The following is a 21,646-nucleotide window of genomic DNA, read 5'->3' as shown; positions in this document are numbered from 1 at the left end:
ATTCCAGAGCGTAAAATGAACGGATTGTATACCATAAATGCTCCGTTTTTCTACGCTCTCGTCTCGCTAAATAAATTATCTTTGCTCTACATTATAATAGCATATTTAATACCCATGAAAAAACAATTTATGACTTGGCTGCTTGCCATCACTACAATGTCAGCTTTTGCCCAACAAGCTACAGTTACAGGACCCGATTCCTTTTTGAAAGTAAATGTATCCGTAAAACAGGGTATCCCCGTTTATTCCGTTACCTATAAGGACAAGACCATCCTGGAAGATTCACCTTTAGGTTTCATTGCCAATGTGGGGGACTTCAGCCGAGATATGACTTTCACCGGACAAAAAGAGAATAAAATAGATAAGACCTATACACAAGACCGTATCAAACAATCACAAATTCATTATCAAGCCAATGAACTTACATGCACCTTTACCAATAAAGAAAAGAAAAATATAAATATAATATTCCGCGTAAGCAACAACGATATTGCTTTCCGCTACGAAATGCCCAAATATGGCGATACGGGAAGCATCGTGATAGAAAAAGAAACTACCGGTTTTGACTTCCCCTCCTTCACCACTACTTTCCTGTGCCCGCAAAGTGACGCCATGATAGGTTGGAAACGTACCAAGCCCAGTTATGAGGAAGAATATAAGGCTGACGCTCCTATGAATGTACGTTCACAATATGGGCACGGTTACACATTTCCTTGTCTGTTCCATGTAGGAGAAAATGGCTGGGCACTTATCAGTGAAACCGGAGTAGACAGCAAATACTGTGGTTCACACCTGAGCGATGCCACCGCCGACGGACTTTATACCCTCGCTTTCCCCATGCCCGAAGAAAACAACGGTAACGGTACGGCATCTCCCGGTCTTGCATTGCCCGGTTCCACTCCTTGGCGTACTATTACTGTAGGCGAAAACCTGAAGCCCATTGTAGAAACAACGATTCCATGGGATGTCGTGGAACCTCTTTACCCAACGGAGCATACATACAAAATGGGACGCGGAACCTGGAGCTGGATACTTTGGCAAGATGGCAGCATCAATTTCGACGATCAGAAAAAATATGTAGATCTTGCTGCCGCCATGGGATATGAATATGTATTGATAGACAACTGGTGGGATACCAACATCGGCCGTGAACGTATGAAAGACTTCATAGACTATGCACACAGTAAAAATGTAGATGTATTTTTATGGTATAGTTCCAGCGGCTACTGGAATGATATAGTACAAGGTCCTACCAATTACATGGACAATCCCATTATCCGTAAAAAGGAAATGAAATGGCTGCATAATATAGGAGTAAAAGGAATCAAAGTAGACTTCTTCGGAGGTGACAAGCAGGAAACCATGCGTCTGTACGAAGCCATCCTGAGCGATGCGGATGATAATGGACTGATGGTCATTTTCCACGGCTGTACCCTTCCTCGGGGATGGGAGCGTATGTATCCTAATTATGTAGGAAGCGAAGCCGTGCTCGCATCGGAAAACCTGATTTTCCAACAACATTTTTGCGATGAAGAAGCATTTAATGCCTGTCTGCATCCATTTATCCGCAACACCATCGGTTGCATGGAGTTTGGCGGCACATTCCTCAACAAACGCCTCAACCGCAACAATGACGGCGGAAGCATACGCAAGACCACTGATGTATTCCAACTGGCAACAGCCGTTTTATTCCAAAATCCTATTCAGAATTTTGCGTTGGCGCCTAATAACCTGACCGATGCCCCCCAAGTTTGTTTGGATTTCATGAAGCAAGTTCCCACCACATGGGACGAAACAAGATTCATTGACGGCTATCCGGGCAAATACGTAGTACTGGCACGTCGGCATGCCGATAAATGGTACATAGCCGGAATCAATGCACAAAAAGAACCGCTGAAATTAAAGTTGAACCTTCCCATGTGTACTAAAGGAGATAAAGTGATGCTTTATCAGGACGATAAAAAACTAAATCCTCACGCTGAAGAGATAACATTAAAAAAGAATGATGAAGTCAGCATTACGATGCAGGCGGAAGGAGGATTTTTACTTGTGAAATAATTCCTTTCAGAGAATTTTATTTGTATTTTATCCCTCATGTAGCCGGACAGTCCTTCACCAGGTTGTCCGGCTACATGACTTTATATAAAAAAAGCCTTCTCCTAAGCCTATCTCACCACCTCCAAAAGACGCAAACTATAAGCGGAATAAATACATTTTTTTCCATTATCCATTCGTCCACCCTATAAAACCGTTTGTCCACCCCTGTTTACGGTGTAAATTATACTTTTGTCATGCAATCGGTGCTCAATCTTTCGGAAGAGAACCCTGCTTTTAAAGTCTAATCCTAATCTTAAATATTATGAAGAATAGCTCCAGCATATTTATAAACTCTGTGGTTTGTCTACCTAGAGTATTCAACATTAGATTGTACAATAATCCAACATCTCAATTCAATACATCAGCAACAATTTAATCTACTAATTTAATACTTAAAAAAATGAGGAAACATTTATTATTTTCCGTAATGCTTAGTCTGTGTGCTATGGGTGGCATGATGGTGTATCCCACACCTGCTATAGCTACCGTGGCACAATCTCCGGCTATCAAGGTTCGCGGTCAAGTTATCGATGAACAAGGTGAGCCCTTGACAGGAGCTACTGTCAGAATTAAAGGAGGACAAGGTGGAACCATTACCGATGTGGACGGAAACTTCCAACTGGAGGTTGCCGGAAACGCTATCCTTTCGATAAGCTATGTAGGCTACAAGGAACGCGAAGTAGCCGTTCGTAACCGCGCTATCATTGAAGCCATCCAATTGCAACCCGACAACCAGATGCTGGAACAAGTTGTTGTCATAGGTTATGGCACACAAAAGAAATCCGATTTGACCGGTTCTGTAGCTGTAGTAGACACGGAAGCCTTGAAACAGACATCCCATTCCAATATCTCCACCATGCTCGAAGGTAAAGTATCAGGCGTACAAGTCACTTCCGACGGGCAGCCCGGTGCCGACCCTACCGTCCGTATCCGTGGCGTCGGATCTTTTGGTGACACTTCTCCTCTTTATGTTATCGATGGTGTCCCCATGGGTACTTCCATCCGCGATTTCTCTTCAAACGATATTGAAACCATCCAAATTCTGAAGGATGCATCGGCTGCTGCCATTTACGGTTCGCGTGCAGCCAACGGTGTGGTCATCATCACTACCAAACGCGGTCAGAAAGACCAACCGCTGAAAGTAGACTACAATGGGTACGTAGGTATGGACTACATTCCCAGTAGTGTCTATGACGTAATGGATGCCGACCAATACAGCCAGTACATCGGTCAGGCATGCGCCAACTCCAACACTCCGCTGCCCGGCGGTTACAAGCTGGACAGTACCACCGGAAAATATCATTTCCAGGATAACACCAATACCAACTGGTTTAAAGAAGTGTTCAAAACAGGTATCCGTCAAAATCACAATGTGAACCTCTCCGGTGGCGGTGCCCACAATACTTATAACGTTTCATTAGATTACTACAACCAAAAAGGTACACTGGAAGGCGCCGGTCCCAACTACGAACGTTACACGGCGCGTGTCAACAACACGATGGACACCAAATTCATCAAGTTCCATACCAGCCTGGTTTACTCTCACTCCGATCAAGACAACATGGGTTTGTCAAACGCTTCCGAATACGTTCAAGGTCTGTATGGAGACGTAACCAACATACTGCGTGGTACTTTGCTGATGCAACCCACCATCAAAGCCTACGACAACTCTACTTGGGTACTTGACAATCTGGTAGGGATCGCCAATAACTTCAACTATGACTCTTATGGTTATGGTGTTTACTACGACACCGTACATGGTGACATTTCAGCTTCCAACCCCTTGCTGGTCAATAACCTGTTAAAGCGCAATACCCGTGTAGACCGCTTTGTAGGAACAGCCTCTGCCGATGTGGATCTCCTGAAAATGATCGGTATTGACAGCAAAAACCACAAGCTCAACTATAAAGTCAATCTCTCTTACAGCAAAACCCATTGCAAGGACTTCACCTGGATTCCTGCATGGGTACAGAGCAACCGTGTCTATCTGGCCAAAAGCAACGAACGTCTCACCAAAGCTACCCGCTCTTATGCCGATGCTTTGATTGAAAACGTGCTGACTTATGATGCCACCGTCGGCAAACACCATTTTAACCTGGTAGCCGGCCAGACTTACGAAGAAGAAAACACCGACTTGCTGACAGGCTGGGGCGTCAACTTCACCGAGCCTTACTTCCTGCAACTCCAGAATGCCGCCAACACTTACGCTGAAAGCTTCGAATACAAACACACCCTCCTATCCTACATCGGGCGTATCAACTACAACTACGACGAGCGTTATCTGTTCTCGGCAACCGTGCGCCGCGACGGCAGTTCCCGCTTGTCCCAAAATATCCGTTGGGGCACCTTCCCTTCTGTTTCTGTGGGATGGCGTTTCGACAAGGAGTCTTTCTTCCCCTTCAACAGAAACATTGTCAACATGTTCAAGGTACGTGCCAGCTATGGCGAGCTCGGTAACGAAAACATTGGTGAATACATGTATCAGGCTGTAATGGCACGTAATAACATGACTTATAGCTTTGGCAACACGCCCATCACCGGTTCTGCCATTTCCACTTTCGTAGACAACAACCTTTCTTGGGAAAAGAAGAAAAGCTACAACGTGGGTATCGACCTCGCCTTGTTCAACAACCGTCTGGAATTCACTGCCGAATGGTACAAGAACACCAGTGAAGACCTGCTTTATGCTGTTCCCGTTCCCGAACAAGCCGGTGTATCCAATACCACCGTAACAATGAACGCCGCTTCGATGAACAATTCAGGTTTCGAATTTGCAGCTACTTACCGCAACCGAGACCACGACTTCAAGTATGAAGTGTCGGCTAACTTAAGTACTGTCCGTAACCGCGTAACCTCATTGGGCTTCGGTACCGATTCATACATCTCCGGCGCCTACATCACCAACGTAGGTGAAGAGATCGGCAAATTCTACGGATGGGTTTATGATGGCATCGCCCGCACACAAGCTGACTTGGACAACCATGCCACACAAGAAGGCGCCCAAATTGGTGACTGCCTCTATAAGGACGTAAGCGGTCCCGACGGAAAGCCTGACGGAAAGGTAGATGCCAATGACCAGGTAGTATTGGGCAGCGGTATGCCTAAGATCAATTTCGGTTTGAACGCCCGCTTCGAATACAAACGTTTCGACCTGAGCATCGCTACGTTCGGTGCACTCAACTATCATGTTAGCGACGACATCCACAACTCTCTGAACTCTTGCTATGGCTGGGGCAACAAAGACGTAGCCATGCTCGACGCCAATCGCTTCAGCGAAGACGGCAGCACCTATCTTTCCAGCGTACCACGTACCTATGTCACCAACAGTGCCAGCCTGGCCTGGAACGATCTCTTCAGCGACCGCAAAATTCAGAACGCAGCTTATTGGAAAATTGCCAATATAGAACTGGGCTACAACTTCCCCAACGAATGGTTTGGCAAATACGTATCGGATGTACGTTTCTACGTGTCGGCACAGAACCTGCACACCTTTACCGGCTACAAAGGTTACAATGTGGACTATGCAGGAGGTACCTTCACACCGGGATATAACTTCTGTTCTTATCCTACCGCACGTACCTTCATGTGTGGCGTTCATTTCACTTTCTAATCACTAAAAACATAACAATATGAAACTCAATAAATATGCATTGGTTCTCTTTTTGGGATTAGGCACATTGACTTCTTGCAATGATAATTTGGAGCTGTTAAATCCCAACCAGCAAACCTCAAACACATTCGGTTTCAATGCCGATGATTTGGAAGAGAGCGTTATTGCCGCCTATAACCATATCCGTATGGAAGGTTCTTACGCCCGTGTAGGCTACACCATTGATGTGTGTCGTGGCGATGAAGCCTGGAATTCATCACAAGTATGGTATCTGCCTTTCGATGACCTGAATGCGGAAGTAACCTCGGACATCACGTGGTGGCCCTGGCGCGAATGGTACTACACCGTTAATGTATGTAATTTTGCCATTTCCCGTTGCGATGAAGACAACAGCCAGCTTTCCGAAAAAATGAAACGCATCAAAGGACAAGTGCTCTTCCTGCGCGGTCTGTCATACTACAATCTGGTTGGTTATTACCAGAACCCGCCCCTCATCACAGATTATGCCACCTACTCTTCATTGGATGGACTTTATACCGGCAACAGCACCTATGATGCCGTGCTGGACCAAGTGGAAAGTGATTTCAAAGAAGCCATGGAATTGTTACCCTCACGAGATCAAGGTGGCGAATGGGAAAAAGGACGTGCCACCTGTGGTGCCGCAGCCGGTTACTATGCCCGTGCGCTCATGGTACGCCATAAATTCAAAGACGCCCTTACTGTACTGAAAGACATTATCGGCAAAAAATATGGTACTTATGAACTGATGGATAACTATGGCGACAACTTTCGTGAAGGTCCTGCCTATGAGAACAACAAGGAAAGCCTTTTCGAAGTGCAATTCCTTGACTTAGAATCACAAGGAACCGACGACGAGTGGACTCCGGTGAACACCAGCCCGAATGCCACCCAAGGTTCGGCCATCGAGAGTAACTTCGCTCCCGGCAATTATGGCGGTTGGGCCGACATTTCGGCTTCCCCCTGGCTCTACCATCTCTTCAAAGCAGAACGTACTACTGACGGCAAACTCGACCCGCGTCTGTACTGGACCATCGGTACTTACGAATCCGATTGGGAAGACTTTGAATATGGCAATGTAGCTTATACGAGCAAACTTACAGCCACCGACAACATCGTAACCAACAACACATACGGTGGTCTACCCATCGCCAAGTTCACAAACCTCCGTACCGGACTCTATAGCACCGTTATTACAGGTTTACACGATGGAATCAACTTGCGTCTGATGCGCTACTCCGACGTGCTGCTCCGTGCTGCCGAATGTGAAAACGAAGTCAACGGCCCCACACAACAGGCCATCGACTGGATTAACGAAGTACGCAACCGCGCTGACTTGCCCGATCTGGAACTGGCTGACTTCCCTACAGCCGACAAACTCTTCGAGCAGATTGCCAATGTGGAGCGTCCGAAAGAATTTGGTTGTGAGTTCGGACGCGGATTCGATCTTATCCGCTGGGGATTCTTCTATAAGAATGATCGTTTGCAACAACTTAAGGAGCACAGTGTCGTACGCCGTTCTGTAACCGGAACCAAAGATCCTGTAGACTACAACGATATCGCAACCGACTCCGAACTAAAAAGTTCTTTTGACACCTACTTACCCGGGCACGAATTTCTGCCCATCGTACAACAGTTGTTGAACAAGAACCCTAACCTAAGTGGTAACTCTGCCAACTTTAGCACGGACAACTCTACTTATTTCAGTGAGAACGGATGGACTGTTCATCCGGTGGTTGACTTAAGCAAATAAACAAACCTATTAAAATGTAAGACAATGAGAATACTCAATAAATTAGTATACGCTTGCTGTTCCATCGCCTTCGGGTTGATGGCATTGCCAAGCTGCGAGGGTGGCGAGCTGTATGATGTTAACGCCCCCGACTGGATTTCCGAGAAAGTGGACTCCATAGCAAATTCAAAGAAAGATCCGGAAGAAGAAGTGCTGGAGGGCATGCAGGAAGATGTCTACTCCTTCGGTAATACGGACTACACCTCCGGTTTTTGGACAGCTTTCTCCAAGTATTACGTCGTGCCCGATGGTCAGAAGTGGCATGGAGTGTTCAACCTCAACATCAACCCTGCCGACAATACCTATTATAAAAACTTCGCCCTAGTCATAACCAATGACGCAGACCGCGGAGGTGAAGGATACACGGAATATGGCGCTTATCGTTTTGATACCACAAACGATACTTTGGCCTATAACTCCCAATGGGGTTCCCATCTCTTCTTCAAATACACCTCCAGCACACTGATGCTGTCACCCGTTGACAATCTGGACGAAACTGTACAGAAATTGGGCGGCAAAGTAACACTCACCGTAGACCGCACCAATGAAAATGCCTTCTCTATCAAAATCCAGAACGCCTCGGCAACCAAAACCTACAAACAGCCGTACAAGTTACCCAATCTGAATGCAGACGCGAGCAATACCAACATCCGCTGCTTCCTGGTACCCGAAGGCTCTTACATCAACTTCTTGCAATCGAACATCGTTCCTATCGGCGGCCTTACTTCTGCCGAAGACAAGAATCCGCTCTCGATGGTACTGCAAAATGTACCCGATCAGGTCAATGCCGGCACCTCACTCGAAGAAGCCGTGGCCGGGATTACTGCCATCGTCAGCTTCGAAGAAGGGGTGACTAAGACCGTAACTGCAGAAGAACTCCAGTTCACTGCCATCCCCAATATGAACGAACTGGGCACGAAGACACTGGTAGTCATCTACAACAAGACCTTCAAGGGCGAGAATTGCAACCAGCCGGTGGTGGCCAATGCTACGTTTGAAGTAGTGGAAAAGATTGTATCCATCCAAGTGACGGCTCAACCTGCGCACACGCAGTATTACTATTATACTTCGGCAGCAACGGAAACGATGACCGACCGTACGCTGGCATTCCTTCCCGAAGGATTGGAAGTAACGGCTACTTATGCCGACGGAAGCACAAGAGTAGTAGACAACGCCAAACTCCATTTCTCTGCCATTCCTGCCAAAGCCGGTACGCAGACCGTAACCATTACTGCCGAAGAAGTTACCGCTACCGTAGAAGTCAAAGTTGCCGAATCTGTGGTTGCCGCTGTGAGCAACTCAGCCGGTATCATAGGAGCCGAAGACAATTCAACGGGTTGGTGGACTGTCTTTTCTGACAATTTCAACGTGCCGGCAGGTGAAACCAGATCCATCAGCTTCACCAATTACACCAGCCAAGCTAATAACTGGAGCAACTTCGCTATCGTTCTCCGCAAAGCCGATCTTGCCGAATATGCAGTGGTACGCGCCGATAACTATGGATGGGGTGCAGGATACGATGGAAATGCCAGCCTCGTTCACAACGGTACACAAGGCGACTGGGCTGCTTGGCTTGCCGATATGAACGGAGCCAAAGTCACCGTCTACGTGACCAATTGCGGCAATGGTACAGCCGACATTCAAGCAGTAATGAAAGGCACTTCAGGTACTTCCTATGCCCAATACTATTTAGGGATCAACAAATTGGATATGAACGACTTGAACTTCGCTTTAACGATTGAAGGCGGCCATCTCGTCTTCTAATCCGAATCAGTAATCACACAAGCCATGCCGTTTTCCTCAGGAAGAAGCGGCATGGTCTTTAAACTATCAACAGATGAAAAAACTATTACCATTGTGGATGTTCTTACCAATATTCCTTGTTTTAGCCGCTTGTTCTGACAACAGCGAAGATATAGACCGCTATTATGCAACTGTAAGTACTCCGAAAGTAACTACAACCACACCCACCTCGTTGACCGTCACCGCATCGGTTACAGGTGATCTGAACCAAATAGTCAAGAAAGGCTTCTGTTACAGTGCAGCAGCTTCCGTACCGACTATCAAAGACCACGTGGTGGATGCCGATGAGAATTTCAGTGCTTCCCTCTCAACCTTGACCTCCGGTACCTCCTACTATATCCGTGCATACGTCTACTGTGACAGCCGTTATGTCTATTCAGAGGTGGTCACGGCCACCACAGAAAGCTTAAGCTTAGACGATGAACTCAAGAATTACGTGGCCCCCACCTACTCCGATGACTATACCTCGATAAGTGACTGGAGCAAACGCTCTCAATGGAATCTTGCCAACATACACGACCCCTCGGTTGTATTGGCCGAAGATGGTTATTATTACATGTATCAGACGGATGCTTCATACGGCAACGTCCACACCGCAGGCGGCCACTTCCACGGTCGTCGCTCCAAGGACCTTGTCAACTGGGAATACCTCGGCGGTACAATGAAGAACCTGCCCGAATGGGTAGTGCCCAAGCTCAATGAAATACGAAAAGAAATGGGACTTGCCGAAATCAATCCTAATGTTAATGACTTCGGCTATTGGGCTCCCGTAGTACGCAAGGTAAAGAACGGCCTCTATCGCATGTACTATTCCATTGTCTGCCCCGGCACACTCAACGGTGCCAACACCTGGTCGGAGCGCGCCTTTATCGGCCTGATGGAAAACAACGATCCCTCCAACAACGACGGATGGGTAGACAAAGGCTACGTCATCACCAATGCTTCCGACAAAGGACTTAACTTCAACGTGAAGCCGGATGATTGGGCCAATTGCTATTATAAATGGAATGCCATCGACCCCTCTTATGTCATCACGCCCGAAGGCGAGCACTGGTTGGTCTACGGTTCATGGCATAGCGGCATAGCCGCTCTCAAGCTCAATAGCGAAACAGGCAAGCCTGCCGAAACTTTGGGCCAACCTTGGGTTACAGGCCAAGCACCTGCCGAGTATGGTCAGTTGATCGCCACCCGCCAGACAGGTAACCGCTGGCAAGCCAGTGAAGGTCCCGAAGTCATTTACCGCGATGGCTACTACTACCTCTTCCTGGCCTACGACGCTCTCGACGTGCCCTATAACACCCGTGTGGTCCGCTCGAAAAGCATCACCGGTCCCTACGTGGGCATTGACGGCAAAGACGTGACCGCCGGTGCCGATGCACTGCCCATAGTGACTCATCCCTATAAGTTCAGCAAAGGCTACGGCTGGGTAGGCATCGCCCACTGCGCTATCTTCGACGATGGCAAAGACAACTGGTTCTACGCCTCACAAGGCCGTCTGCCTAAGGATGTTCCGGGCATCAACGCCAGCAACGCCATCATGATGGGGCACGTACGCAGCATCCGCTGGACGAAAGACGGTTGGCCTCTCGTAATGCCTGAACGCTACGGAGCCGTTCCCAAGGTAGCCATCACCGAAGAAGAATTGCCCGGCAATTGGGAACACATCGACCTTACATACAAATATGGAGAGCAGAGAACTTCAGCAACAATGACTCTCGCCGCCGACCACACTATCACCGAAGGTATCTGGAAAGGCAGTACGTGGAGCTATGATGCCGCCCAACAGATTCTGACTGTCAACGGAGTGGAACTTTATCTGCAACGCGAAACCGACTGGGAAGCCAGTCCGCGCACCCATACCATCGTCTATGCCGGCTATGCCAACAACAAGACGTATTGGGGAAAGAAGTCCAAATAAACATTCCCGCTCCGCACGCAAACTTCATATAGAAACACCACCACTGCCCCGTAAAACAACACCAAGGTTTATGAGGCAGTGGTCCTGTTTTACAAATCAATAGCAGAGATTAAAGATCATAAACAGAAACAAGAGAAACCTATTTCATGAAAAGGAAAAAGAGTTAGGTTCCCTAATCTCCATACAAAAAATCATCATTCTGTTCTTTTACATTCAAAGACAACCTACTTTTATTTATTACCATAAATCTCTATCCTTTAAACCAACAAACACCATTTGTAGACAAGCAGAGGACATCAGCATCAGATTTTTTGTTAATTATTAGCCAAATACACACTTTAATTTATAACTTTGCAATTCTAATAGAATGAATTATGGAAAATAAACTAACCATTTACAATACATTAAGCCGTCAAAAGGAACTTTTCGTTCCCTTGCATGCCCCTCATGTAGGTATGTATGTATGCGGTCCTACCGTATATGGCGATGCCCATTTAGGACACGCACGCCCCGCCATCACGTTCGATATCCTGCTCCGTTATCTTACCCATCTGGGATACAAGGTACGTTATGTCCGTAACATTACCGATGTCGGTCATCTGGAACACGATGCAGACGAAGGCGAAGATAAAATCGCCAAAAAGGCCCGTCTGGAGCAACTAGAACCCATGGAAGTAGTGCAATATTACCTCAATCGCTACCACAAGGCAATGGAAGCCTTGAATGTACTTCCACCCAGTATCGAGCCACATGCATCAGGCCATATCATTGAACAGATAGAACTGGTAGAAGAAATTCTGAAAAACGGCTATGCTTATGAAAGTGAAGGTTCCGTTTATTTCGATGTAGCAAAATACAACAAAGACCATCATTACGGCAAACTGTCCGGCCGCAACCTGGACGATGTGCTGAACACCACCCGCGAGCTGGACGGTCAAAGCGAGAAGCGCAATCCTGCCGATTTCGCCCTGTGGAAATGTGCACAACCCGAACATATCATGCGCTGGCCCAGCCCGTGGAGTAACGGATTCCCCGGTTGGCATTGTGAATGTACCGCAATGGGTAAGAAATACCTGGGCGAGCATTTCGATATTCACGGAGGGGGAATGGACTTAATTTTCCCACACCACGAATGTGAGATCGCACAAAGCGTGGCTTCACAAGGCGATGACATGGTTCACTATTGGATGCACAACAACATGATTACCATTAATGGACAGAAGATGGGAAAATCATACGGCAACTTCATTAACTTGGATGAGTTCTTCCACGGTACCCACAAGTTACTGACCCAAGCCTACAGCCCCATGACCATCCGTTTCTTCATCCTTCAGGCACATTACCGCAGTACAGTGGACTTCAGTAACGAAGCATTACAAGCAGCCGAAAAAGGATTGGAACGGCTGACAGAAGCTGTGAAAGGTCTTGAACGCATCACTCCGGCAACACAAACCACCGGCATAGAGGGGGTAAAAGACTTGCGTGAAAAGTGTTATACAGCCATGAATGATGACTTGAACTCACCGATTGTCATTGCCCATCTGTTTGACGGCGCCCGTATGATTAATACGGTTCTGGACAAGAAAGCCACTATTTCCGCAGAAGATCTGGAAGAACTGAAAAGTGTGTTCCATCTCTTTATGTACGAAATCCTGGGCCTGAAAGAAGAAGCCGCCAATAACGAGGCACGTGAAGAGGCATACGGCAAAGTAGTAGATATGCTGCTGGAACAACGTATGAAAGCCAAAGCCAATAAAGACTGGGCTACAAGCGATAAAATCCGTGATGAGCTGGCTGCTCTTGGCTTTGAAGTGAAAGATACCAAAGACGGTTTCACATGGAAACTGAATAAATAGAATACATAGAGCGACACTATATTTTTCACCACAGACCATACAGATTCACACAGATTATCCACCTGACAATCAATGATTTAAGAAACATCTGCGTTTGTTTGTATAATCTGTGGTGAACCTTTCAGATAACCATCAAAACTGAAAAATCTCCCTTCGGATGGTAATACTTATTTTTAAATAACTATTTTTGCGGAAATTATACAAAACTGCTTATCACACCAATCCAATGCTAGCTGAGAATAAGATAACTTTAGCGTCCCTGTATAAGATTTTGTTTGAAGAAGAGCCACTGACACTCTCCGACCAATGTATGCAAAAATTGGAAGAGAGTTTCCATTTTCTGAAAACATTCTCCAACGACAAGATCATCTATGGCATCAATACCGGCTTTGGACCGATGGCCCAATACCGTATTGAAGATGAATCCTTGTCACAATTACAGTATAATATCATCCGCAGCCATGCCACCGGAGCAGGGCAACCCCTTCCGGAACTCTATGTCAAAGCTGCCATGATAGCGCGTCTCTATACTTTTCTGCAAGGAAAATCCGGCGTACATAAAGAACTGGCATTGCTCATTACCGAGTTTATCAACCGGGGGATTACTCCATACGTACCCGAACACGGCAGTGTAGGGGCCAGTGGCGATTTGGTACAGCTTGCCCATATCGCCCTCACCCTGATTGGAGAAGGAGAGGTCTTTTACCAAGGCAAGAAAAGAGATACGGCATCCGTTTTGGCGGAAAACGGATTGCAACCCTTCAAAATGCATATCCGCGAAGGGCTTTCAGTGACCAACGGCACTTCGGTAATGACAGGTATAGGCATTGTCAACCTGATTTATGCCCGCCAACTGATGCATTGGGCAGTAGGCGCATCGGTCATGATGAATGAAATTGCCGCCTCGTACGATGATTTCATGTCCGAACCGCTGAACGAAGCCAAACGGCATGAAGGACAGCAAGAGATAGCCCGCATGATGCGCCAATGGGTGGAAGGCAGCCAATGTGTACGCAAAAGAGAGAATGAACTTTACAACGGAAAACACGAAGAGAAAATCTTCACCCATAAGGTTCAACCCTATTATTCGTTGCGCTGCATCCCACAGATTCTAGGACCGGTTTATGATGAATTGCTCAATGCCGAAAAAGTATTGATAAACGAAATAAATTCAGCCTGTGACAACCCGATAGTGGACCCCGACACGCAAAACGTGTATCATGGCGGTAACTTTCACGGAGATTACGTTTCTTTTGAAATGGATAAACTGAAAATAGCGGTCACCAAACTGGCCATGCTTGCCGAACGGCAGATCAATTACTTGTTTCACGACCGCATCAACGGCATTCTGCCCCCCTTTGTCAATATGGGAGTGCTGGGATTGAACTATGGTTTGCAGGCGTCACAATTTACCGCGACTTCTACCACAGCGGAGTGCCAGACTTTGTCCAATCCGATGTATGTGCATAGCATCCCCAACAACAATGACAATCAGGATATTGTAAGCATGGGAACCAATTCCGCACTACTGGCAAAAACAGTCATAGAAAATGCTTATCAGGTGATGGCTATCCTGATGATGGGTATTGTACAAGCTGTAGACTGTTTGGAAATAGCCGGTCGGCTAAGCCCCCGGTCACAACAAGTATATAAAGAGATACGAGCATTTTTTCCTGTGTTCCGGGAAGATACGCCTAAATATAAAGAGATAGAAAGAATGATGGTATATCTTAAAAAAGGGAGGTTGCAAGAAAAATGAAATACGCACTAGTAACAGGAGGAAGCCGGGGCATCGGACAGGCTGTATGTCTGAAACTGGCCGAAATGGGATATCATATACTGATAAACTACCAAAGCAACGATACGGAAGCCGAAGCCACCCTGCAACAGATACGGGAACAAGGCTCGGACGGCGAACTGATGAAATTTGACGTGACAGACGCAGTAGCCACACACGCCGCACTGAACGGCTGGATGGAGAAGCATCCCGATACCTACATTGAGGTACTGGTGAACAATGCCGGTATACGCCGTGACAACCTGATGCTGTGGATGGAACAGGATGAATGGAGCCGGGTGTTGGATATCAGCCTGAACGGTTTCTTTAACGTCACCCAACCCTTGCTGAAAAATATGCTGGTAAAGCGATTCGGACGTATCATCAACATCGTTTCCCTGTCGGGTATCAAAGGAATGCCGGGACAAACCAACTATTCGGCAGCCAAAGGCGGAATGATAGCCGCCACCAAAGCACTGGCACAGGAAGTGGCCAGAAAACACGTGACGGTGAACGCCGTAGCACCGGGATTTATCCGCACGGATATGACCAACGGCATTGATGAAAATGAATGGAAAAAACAGATACCGGCAGGACGGTTCGGCGAACCCGGAGAAGTAGCCGCACTGGTAGGCTTCCTGGCATCGGAACAAGCCTCCTATATCACCGGAGAGGTAATTTCCATCAATGGAGGAATCTATACATAAGCAGAAGATGAGAAGAGTAGTGATTACAGGCATGGGTATTTATTCGTGCATAGGCAAGAACCAAGATGAGGTGAAAGACTCTTTGTTCCAAGGGCGTTCAGGCATCGGCATCGATCCGGCACGTAAAGAGATGGGGTATTTTTCCGCATTGACAGGACTTGTCGAACGTCCTGATTTAAAGAAGTTATTGGACCGCAAAAAGCGGCATAGCCTCGCCGAACAGGGAGAATATGCCTATATGGCTACCTTGGAGGCATTCCGTCAGGCACAAATAGACGAGGAGTTTTTATTGGATCATGAAGTAGGCATATTGTATGGAAATGACAGTAGCGCCGCTCCGGTAATCGAGGCCATTGATGTCATTCGTGCCAAGAAGAATACGGCTATGGTAGGCTCCGGTTCTATCTTCCAGTCCATGAACTCTACGATTACCATGAACCTTTCGGTTATTTTCCATTTGAAGGGAATTAATTTTACCATATCGGGAGCTTGTGCCAGCGGTTCACACGCCATCGGCATGGCGTATATGCTCATCAAATCAGGACTTCAGGACTGCATTCTGTGCGGAGGAGCACAAGAGGTAAATCCTTACTCCGTGGGTAGTTTCGACGGATTGGGCGCGTTCTCCACCCGTGAGGACGAACCGGAAAAGGCATCGCGCCCCTTTGACAAGGGACGGGACGGTTTGGTACCCAGCGGAGGAGGCGCCAGCCTGGTACTCGAAAGTTATGAATCAGCCGTAAGGCGCGGAGCTACTATTCTGGCAGAAGTCATAGGATACGGTTTCTCATCAAACGGAGATCATATTTCCGTACCGAATGTGGACGGTCCCAGACGCTCTTTACAGATGGCAATCAACGATGCGGGCATTCCCTTGGAAGAAATCCAATATATCAATGCACACGCCACTTCCACCCCCGTGGGAGATTTGAATGAGGCAAAAGCCATAGCGGAAGTGTTCGGAAACCATCGGCCCTATGTCACATCCACCAAGTCACAAACCGGACATGAGATGTGGATGGCAGGCGCCAGTGAAGTCATTTATTCCATCTTGATGATGAATAACGGATTTATCGCTCCTAATCTCAATTTTGAAGAACCCGATGAAGCCTCTGCTCTGCTGAACATCCCCTCCCGGAGGATAGAAACGGAATTTGACACCTTCTTGTCCAACTCATTCGGATTCGGAGGAACCAATTCCTCACTGATTATCCGTAAATTTAAAGAAAACAATTAATTCAAACCAATATATAAATTTATGACCAACGAAGAAATCATCGAAAAGATCAGAACCACCCTGGCCGAAGAATTTGAGATTGATGTAGAACAGATCCAACCGGACGCACCTTTGATGCAAACCTTGGAATTGGATAGCCTTGACCTGGTGGATATGGTAGTACTGATTGACAAGAATTTCGGTTTCACCGTTACAGCCAAAGATTTTGCCGGTATCAAAACCTTCCAGGATTTCTATAATCTGGTAATTTCACATATGCAAAAAGAAGACTGATGTCCGAAACATGGAAAGGTAAGACAAGAGGAGGCATATTCGGATACATGTTCTTTATCTACATGATCCGCTGTCTGGGGATAACTGCGGCCTACGGCTTCCTGGCATTGGTCGTCCTCTACTTCATACCTTTCGCACCGAAAGCAACGGGCAATACTTGGAGTTACGCACGGAACAGGCTGAAATACGGACGGCTGAAATCCGTCGCACTGCTCCTGAAAAACTATTACCGGCTGGGACAAATATTGATTGACAAAGTGGCCATCGGCAACGGAATGACCGGCAAGTATCATTTCAAGTTTGAGAACTATCAGGCATTTTTAGACGTACTAAACGGAAACACCGGAGTAATTATGATTGGCGCCCATGTGGGCAACTGGGAAATAGGCGCTCCTTTCTTCGATGAATATGGCAAAAAGATCAATATCGTCATGTTTGACGCCGAACACGAACGGATAAAGGAGATTTTGGAAAAGAACGCCTCTACGCGAGACTACAAAATAATTCCGGTGAATGAAGACAGCCTGACACATGTATTCCGCATCACGGAAGCGCTGGACCGCCGGGAGTATGTCTGCTTTCAGGGAGACCGCTATCTGAATAAAGAGAAATTACTCACGACTTCTTTCATGGGAAAAGAAGCCAAATTTCCGATGGGCCCTTTCCTGCTGGCTTCGAAGTTAAAAGTACCCGTCGTATTCTATTTTGCCATGCGTGAAGCCCAAAGAACGTATCGTTTCCATTTCTTTATAGCCGAGACAGTAGTACGGACGAAAGAGAAACGGGCCGAACAGGCATTATTGGAGCAATATACACAAACGCTGGAAAAGATTGTCCGGCAGTATCCGGAACAATGGTTCAATTACTACCCGTTCTGGACATAAAAATAAATCTGGTATGATGCATAAAAGATATACAAAAGAACAATGTACGGCTGCCGAAGCGCAAAGACTGGCACAAGAGATAGCTTTCGGTCCTGTGGTATTCCAAGTATCGCGCCTGATGTTGAAATTCGGAATTTTCCAATTATTGTCCGGCAAACGGGAAGGATATACGCTGCAAGAAATCAGCGGGCAGACCGGACTGACACGCTATGCGGCACAAGTATTACTGGAAGCATCGCTGACCATCGGAACCATCCTGTTGGAAGAAGACCGTTATGTACTGGCCAAGGCAGGCTGGTTTCTGCTGAACGATAAAATGGCTCGTGTCAATATGGAATTCAATCACGATGTGAACTATCAAGGCTTGTTCCATTTGGAAGAAGCTCTTTTAAACGGGCGTCCGGAAGGATTGAAAGTATTCGGAGAATGGCCTACCATTTACGAAGGTCTGTCCCAATTGCCGGAACAGGTACAGAAAAGCTGGTTCGGCTTTGATCATTTCTATTCGGACCAGTCATTCGGCAAAGCGTTGGAAATCGTGTTCAGCCATCACCCGAAACGCTTGCTCGATATTGGCGGGAATACCGGCAGATGGGCCACACAATGCGTACAATATAATAAGGAAGTGGAAGTAACCATCGTGGACCTGCCTCAACAACTGGAAATGATGAGAAAGCAAACGGCCGGTTTGTCCGGTAGTGAACGCATACACGGTCACGGCGCCAATCTGCTGGATCGGGACGTGCCCTTTCCCACGGGTTTTGACGCTGTATGGATGAGCCAGTTTCTGGACTGCTTCTCGGAAGAAGAAGTCATCAGCATCCTGACCCGTGTGGCACAATCCATCGGCAAAGACAGCAAAGTCTATATTATGGAAACATTATGGGATCGCCAACGGTATGAAACAGCATCTTATTGCCTGACACAAATCAGCCTCTACTTTACAGCAATGGCCAACGGCAACAGTAAGATGTTCCATTCGGATGACCTGATCCGCTGCATTGAAAATGCCGGATTGGAAGTGGAAGAAATTCAAGATAACATAGGACTGGGACACAGTATCCTGCAATGCAGACTGAAATGAGCAGCAAAGAAATCATCTGTCAGGGAGAAGAGCTGTTCCGGCTGATTCCCCAACGCCCGCCCATGGTAATGATAGACCGCTTCTATGGGATAGAAGAAAATACATCCTGGTCAGGGCTGACCGTCACTACCGACAACCTGTTCTGCCGGGACGGTGTATTACAGGAAACGGGAATCATAGAGCACATCGCCCAGTCGGCGGCGGCACGTGTAGGTTATATCTATATGCTGCGGAAAGAACCTGTACCATTAGGTTTTATCGGTTCGGTAGAAAAGATGAAACTATTCCGTCTTCCTTCTGCCGGAGCAGAACTATATACCGGTATAACCATCGTTCAGGAAGTATTTGATATCACCCTGATTACCGCCGAGGTAAAAGAAAACGATGAATTGCTGGCCGAATGCCGGATGAAAATATATCTGAAGAAAGAATGAAACGAAAAACAAGTCCACATCAGGCGGCACTGACGGACCGGACCACCATCAAAGTCCGCTTCAGTGAGATAGATTCCATGCAGATAGTATGGCATGGAGAATATGTGCGTTATTTCGAAGACGGACGCGAAGCTTTCGGAAAGCGATACGGTCTGGACTATATGAGCATCTACCGGGAAGGATATGTAGTTCCTATCGTAGACCTGACCTGCCAGTTCAAACAACCGCTGTCTTTTGGCGAGGAAGCGATTGTCGAGACACGGTTTATCCACAGTGATGCCGCCAAAATTCTTTTTGAATACACCATCTACCGGGCATCGGACCAAAACATTGTGGCAACAGGAACCACTACACAGGTATTCCTGAATACAAATAGAGAACTGGAACTGGTTAATCCTGCCTTTTACATAGAGTGGAAAAAGAAATGGAACATCATCTGACTACCTATATCACCCATGATACCCTGATCAGCGCGCTGGGTTTCGGCACACAGGAAAATCTGGAAGCCATCCGGAGCTATCACAGCGGTATCACCCTGCAGACGGACAAACGGATTGCGGACACTCCCCTATTGGCAGCCACTCTCTCGCAAGAGAGATTGCAACAACAGGCGGAAGCCATAGGAGTAAGTGGCTATCCCCGGATGGAACAACTGTTCATACTGACTATCAACGAACTCATCCGTCAGTCCGGACAAACTTTGGAAGACAAAACCTGCGGACTCATCCTCTCCACCACCAAAGGGAACATCGATTTACTGGCCCGTCATACGGAACATCCCGATGAAGCGGTCTTTCTTTGGAAAATGGCAGAAAACATTGCCGGTTATTTCCATGCCGAGGAACGGGTGCATGTCATTTCCAATGCCTGCATTTCAGGAGTGTCAGCCCTCATAGCAGGAAAACGCATGATAGAGAACGGTATCTACCGCCGGGTAATCGTAGCGGGAGGTGACCTTCTCTCTCATTTCATCACCAGCGGTTTCGGGTCTTTCCGGTCTCTCAGCTCCCGCCCATGCCGTCCGTATGACAGCAGCCGTGACGGATTGAACTTGGGAGAGGCCTGCGGAGCCGTATTGCTCAGTTCAGAAGGAACAGAAGAACATGTTATCCTTTCGGGAGGAGCCGTCAGTAACGATGCCAACCACATCTCCGGTCCTTCCCGCACGGGAGACGGACTCTATTTCGCCATCCGCCAAGCCATGCAGGAAGCAGGGACAGCCCCTCAGGATATCAGTTTTGTGAATGCTCACGGCACTGCTACCGTATACAATGACGAAATGGAATCCAAAGCCCTCACACTGGCTCATCTGGAACAAGTGCCCGTCCATAGTTTGAAGCCCTATTTCGGCCATACCTTGGGAGCATCGGGAATCATTGAAAGCATTGTCTGTATGCACGAACTGAAACAAGGCATCCTGTTCGGCACTCCGGGTTACGAAACGCCGGGAGTTCCTATGCCGATACCGGTCTATGCCACCCACCGGAGCATCCCGATGAAACATTGCGTAAAAACCGCTTCGGGATTCGGCGGATGCAACGCAGCCATTGTCTTATCTTTACCGGAATATACTCCGTTCAAAGATGAGGACAACACCTTGCCCGAAATCCGATGTACACGGGAGGTTCGTATTGAAAACAGTTCTGTCTTCATAAACAACGAACTTATTTTTCATTCCGAAGAACCGGATTTCGGCACATTTATACGTGATACCTATAAAAAAACAGGCGGAAACAACCTGAAATTCTATAAAATGGATGACCTTTGCAAATTGGGATATGTGGCCGCCGAATACTTGCTGGAAGGTAAGACATTCGCTCCACTGGAAATGGGGATGTTACTTGCCAATGCCGCTTCCTCTCTGCATACGGACATCAGACACCAGCAACTGATAGACCGGGAAGGAGACCAGGCAGCCAGTCCGGCTGTATTTGTTTACACACTACCCAATGTAGTGTCCGGCGAGATTTGCATCCGCCACAAGATACAAGGGGAAAACACCTTTTTCATCACTGAAGCCTATCAGCCGGAAAAACTGGAAAGATACGCACGTATAGTCATGCAAAAAGGGAAACTGAACTATTGTATCATCGGGTGGTGTGAATTATGGAAGAACACCTATAAAGCAGTATTTAAACTGATTGAAAAACAATAAA

15 protein-coding genes are annotated in these 21,646 nt (G+C 47.1%); all 15 read left to right on the top strand.

Annotation, left to right across the window (positions count from 1 at the left end; genetic code table 11):
- Positions 1-129 precede the first annotated feature (129 nt).
- The 15 genes from RDN93_RS00830 to RDN93_RS00760 all read left to right on the top strand — a co-directional run bounded on the left by RDN93_RS00830 (position 130) and on the right by RDN93_RS00760 (position 21,645).
- Entirely contained in the window at positions 130-2,058 is a 1,929-nt protein-coding gene (locus tag RDN93_RS00830; protein WP_008666662.1) for a glycoside hydrolase family 97 protein, read from the top strand.
- A gap of 439 nt (positions 2,059-2,497) precedes the next feature.
- Positions 2,498-5,707 carry a TonB-dependent receptor gene (locus RDN93_RS00825; RefSeq protein ID WP_005850211.1) on the top strand — a complete coding sequence of 1,070 codons (3,210 nt, stop codon included), beginning with the start codon at positions 2,498-2,500 and terminating at the stop codon, positions 5,705-5,707.
- A 19-nt stretch (positions 5,708-5,726) separates the two neighbouring features.
- Positions 5,727-7,478, top strand: a complete 1,752-nt coding sequence (locus RDN93_RS00820; RefSeq protein WP_005844363.1) for a RagB/SusD family nutrient uptake outer membrane protein — start codon at positions 5,727-5,729, stop codon at positions 7,476-7,478.
- A 24-nt stretch (positions 7,479-7,502) separates the two neighbouring features.
- A complete protein-coding gene (locus RDN93_RS00815; protein WP_005850209.1) occupies positions 7,503-9,281 on the top strand; it encodes a bacterial Ig-like domain-containing protein in 1,779 nt (592 codons plus the stop codon).
- A gap of 73 nt (positions 9,282-9,354) precedes the next feature.
- The gene (locus RDN93_RS00810) at positions 9,355-11,238 is read left to right on the top strand and encodes an arabinan endo-1,5-alpha-L-arabinosidase (protein ID WP_117814737.1); all 1,884 of its coding nucleotides are present in this window, start codon (positions 9,355-9,357) and stop codon (positions 11,236-11,238) included.
- Between the two features lie 374 nt (positions 11,239-11,612).
- Positions 11,613-13,094: a cysteine--tRNA ligase gene (gene cysS / locus RDN93_RS00805; protein WP_005844357.1), complete on the top strand. Its 1,482-nt coding sequence runs from the start codon at positions 11,613-11,615 to the stop codon at positions 13,092-13,094.
- Between the two features lie 226 nt (positions 13,095-13,320).
- Positions 13,321-14,853, top strand: coding sequence for a histidine ammonia-lyase (gene hutH, locus RDN93_RS00800; protein ID WP_008781360.1), 1,533 nt, complete (start codon positions 13,321-13,323; stop codon positions 14,851-14,853).
- Positions 14,850-15,578, top strand: coding sequence for a 3-oxoacyl-ACP reductase FabG (gene fabG, locus RDN93_RS00795; protein ID WP_005844353.1), 729 nt, complete (start codon positions 14,850-14,852; stop codon positions 15,576-15,578). The genes hutH and fabG overlap by 4 nt, the downstream gene beginning before the upstream one ends.
- Before the next feature lie 7 nt (positions 15,579-15,585).
- Positions 15,586-16,815, top strand: coding sequence for a beta-ketoacyl synthase (locus RDN93_RS00790; protein ID WP_005844351.1), 1,230 nt, complete (start codon positions 15,586-15,588; stop codon positions 16,813-16,815).
- A 21-nt stretch (positions 16,816-16,836) separates the two neighbouring features.
- Positions 16,837-17,088, top strand: a complete 252-nt coding sequence (locus RDN93_RS00785; RefSeq protein ID WP_005844349.1) for an acyl carrier protein — start codon at positions 16,837-16,839, stop codon at positions 17,086-17,088.
- Positions 17,088-17,972 carry an acyltransferase gene (locus RDN93_RS00780; protein WP_005844347.1) on the top strand — a complete coding sequence of 295 codons (885 nt, stop codon included), beginning with the start codon at positions 17,088-17,090 and terminating at the stop codon, positions 17,970-17,972. The genes RDN93_RS00785 and RDN93_RS00780 overlap by 1 nt, the downstream gene beginning before the upstream one ends.
- 13 nt (positions 17,973-17,985) lie before the next feature.
- The gene (locus RDN93_RS00775) at positions 17,986-19,056 is read left to right on the top strand and encodes a methyltransferase (protein ID WP_005844345.1); all 1,071 of its coding nucleotides are present in this window, start codon (positions 17,986-17,988) and stop codon (positions 19,054-19,056) included.
- Positions 19,053-19,490: a hydroxymyristoyl-ACP dehydratase gene (locus RDN93_RS00770; RefSeq protein ID WP_005844343.1), complete on the top strand. Its 438-nt coding sequence runs from the start codon at positions 19,053-19,055 to the stop codon at positions 19,488-19,490. The genes RDN93_RS00775 and RDN93_RS00770 overlap by 4 nt, the downstream gene beginning before the upstream one ends.
- The gene (locus RDN93_RS00765; protein ID WP_005850194.1) at positions 19,487-19,930 is read left to right on the top strand and encodes a thioesterase family protein; all 444 of its coding nucleotides are present in this window, start codon (positions 19,487-19,489) and stop codon (positions 19,928-19,930) included. Before RDN93_RS00770 ends, RDN93_RS00765 begins: the two co-directional genes overlap by 4 nt.
- Positions 19,915-21,645, top strand: coding sequence for a beta-ketoacyl synthase N-terminal-like domain-containing protein (locus RDN93_RS00760; RefSeq protein ID WP_005844339.1), 1,731 nt, complete (start codon positions 19,915-19,917; stop codon positions 21,643-21,645). The genes RDN93_RS00765 and RDN93_RS00760 overlap by 16 nt, the downstream gene beginning before the upstream one ends.
- The last annotated feature ends 1 nt before the right edge of the window (position 21,646 follow it).

Source organism: uncultured Bacteroides sp. (genome assembly GCF_902491285.1).
In the GTDB taxonomy this organism is placed as follows: domain Bacteria; phylum Bacteroidota; class Bacteroidia; order Bacteroidales; family Bacteroidaceae; genus Bacteroides.
The sequence above is the reverse complement of the archived record's forward strand: the minus strand, read 5'-3'. Positions and strand labels throughout refer to the sequence as shown.